Source organism: Pseudomonas asplenii (assembly GCF_001293465.1).
Classification (GTDB): Bacteria; Pseudomonadota; Gammaproteobacteria; order Pseudomonadales; family Pseudomonadaceae; genus Aquipseudomonas; species Aquipseudomonas fuscovaginae_B.
This window is the reverse complement of record NZ_JSYZ01000048.1, coordinates 1-2,763: the sequence shown is the minus strand read 5'-3', so window position 1 is coordinate 2,763 and position 2,763 is coordinate 1. Positions and strand designations below refer to the sequence as shown.

General features: G+C 66.1%; 1 protein-coding gene. It reads left to right on the top strand.

The window, feature by feature from the left end:
• On the top strand, positions 1-2,763 hold a 2,763-nt coding region (locus PF66_RS30990), incomplete at both ends, for a condensation domain-containing protein (protein WP_241494488.1).

Here is a 2,763-nt window from a genome sequence, read left to right as displayed (position 1 = left end):
CCTATGTGATCTACACCTCGGGCTCGACGGGTGAACCGAAGGGCGTGATGGTCGAGCATCGCCAGTTGTCCAACCTGGTGAGCTGGCACTGCCGCGCCTTCGCGCTGACGGCGGGTGGCCAGACCGCCAGCGTTGCCGGTTTCGGCTTCGACGCGATGGCCTGGGAAATCTGGCCGGCGCTATGCGCCGGGGCGACCTTGCACCTGCCCCCGGCAACCGCCGGCAGCGAGGATATCGACGGTCTGCTGAACTGGTGGCTGGCGCAGCCACTGGAGGTGAGCTTCCTGCCGACGCCGATTGCCGAGTACGCCTTCAGCCAGTCGTTGCAGCACCCGACCCTGCGTACCCTGCTGATCGGCGGCGACCGCCTGCGGCAGTTCCCCGAGGGGCAGCGGTTTGCCCTGGTCAACAACTACGGTCCGACGGAAACCACGGTAGTGGCGACCTCGGGGCTGATAGAAGGAGGGACCGCGGCGTTGCATATCGGCAAGCCGCTGGACAACACCCGGGTCTATCTGCTCGACGAGCAGTTGCATCCGGTGCCGCTGGGCGTACCGGGTGAGCTGTATGTCGGCGGTGCCGGCGTGGCCCGTGGCTACCTGGGGCGTGCGGCGTTGACCGCGGAGCGTTTCCTCAAGGACCCGTTCAGCGGCGAACCCGAGGCGCGGATGTACAAGACCGGCGACCTGGCGCGCTGGCTGGCCGATGGCAACCTCGAGTACCTGGGGCGCAATGACGACCAGGTGAAGATCCGTGGCCTGCGCATCGAACTGGGCGAGATCGAAACCCGCCTGGCCGGGCATCCGGCGATCCAGGAGGCGGTGGTCCTGGCCCGCGAGGACCATCCCGGCGAGAAACGCCTGGTGGCCTACTACAGCTCGACCGATGCCGCGCTGGAGATCGAGGCGCTGCGGGCCTACCTGCTGGAGCGACTGCCGGAGTACATGGTGCCTTCGGCCTACGTGGGTCTGGAGGCTTTCCCGCTGACCGCCAATGGCAAGATCGATCGTCGGGCGCTGCCGGTGCCGGATCTGGCGGCACTGGTCAGTCGTGGCTATGAAGCGCCGCAAGGGGACATCGAAATCACCCTGGCGCGAATCTGGAGCGAGGTCCTCACTGTTGAGCGGGTGGGGCGGCATGACCACTTCTTCGAACTGGGTGGGCATTCGCTGCTGGCGGTCACGCTGATCGAGCGTATGCGCCAGGCCGGGTTGAGCGCCGACGTGCGGGTGCTGTTCCGTCAACCGACCCTCGCGGCCCTGGCGGCGGCGGTGGGCAGCGGCACGGAAATCGTGGTGCCGGGCAACCTGATCCCCGCAGGCTGCGAGCGGATCACCCCGGACCTGTTGCCGCTGGTCAGCCTGACCCAGGCGCAGATCGACCACGTGGTGGCAAGCGTGCCGAAGGGTGCGGTGAACGTGCAGGATATCTATCCGTTGGCGCCGTTGCAGGAAGGTATCCTGTATCACCATCACCTGGCCGTGGACCACGCCGACCCTTACCTGCAACACGCACTGTTCAACTTCGACAGCCGGGCGCGGGTCGAGGCCTTCGTCCAGGCCCTGCAAGCGGTGATTGCGCGTCACGATATCCTGCGTACCGGCGTGGTCTGGGAAGGTCTGGACGAACCGGTGCAGGTGGTCTGGCGTCAGGCTGCCCTGACGGTGAGCGAGGTGTCGCTGGATCCGCAGGTCGCTGATATCGCCGAGCAATTGCGTGCCCGACTGGACGACCCACGGGTCCGCCTGGATATTCGCCAGGCGCCGATGCTGCGCCTGGACTATGCGCAAGACCGGCCCAACGGGCGCTGGACCGGTCTGTTGCAGTTCCACCATCTGGTCAACGACGCCACTTCGGTCGGGGTGCTGGTGGCTGAAGTCGAAGCCCATATGCAGGGACGAGAGGAGCAGCTGCCGGCCTCGATTCCTTATCGCAACTATGTTGCCCAGTCCCGCCTGGGCGTGAGCCAGGCCGAACACGAGCAATTCTTCAGTGAAATGTTGGGCGATGTCGATGAGCCCACCTTGCCGTTCGGGCTGCAGGATGTGCAGGGCGACGGCCGCGGCCTCGAACAGGCCCAATGTCCTGTGGACAGTGACCTCAGCCGCCGTCTGCGGATTCAGGCCCGGCAGTCGGGCGTCAGTGCCGCCAGTCTCTTTCACCTGGCCTGGGCCCGTGTCCTGGGCAGTGTCGCGGGCAAGGATGACGTGGTGTTCGGCACGGTGCTGCTGGGACGCCTGAAAGGCGGCGAGGGTGCCGACCGGGCATTGGGGATGTTCATCAATACCTTGCCTTTGCGCGTCGCGCTGGGTGGGCAGAGTGTGCGCGAAGGGATCATGAACACCCACGCGCGCCTGAGTGCCCTGCTCGGGCATGAGCATGCGCCGCTGATCCTCGCGCAAGGCTGCAGCGGCGTGGCCGCGCCGCTGCCGCTGTTCAGCTCGCTGCTGAATTACCGTCACCTGACGAGTGAAATTGCCGAACCGTCGGTCTGGAGCGGGATCGAGACCATTGCCGGCGAGGAACTGACCAACTACCCGCTGACGCTGTCGGTGGACGACCTAGGAGAAGACTTTGCCCTGCGCGTCGGTACCCTGGCGGGCACCGGTGCGCAACGGATTTGCGACTACATGCACACAGCTCTGGTGAATCTGGCCGATGCCCTGGAGCGGGCGCCCCAGACCCCACTTTCCGCGCTGTCGGTGCTCTCGGCTGCCGAACGCCGGCATCTGCTGGAAGACTTCAATCCCGCTGCCGTGCCTT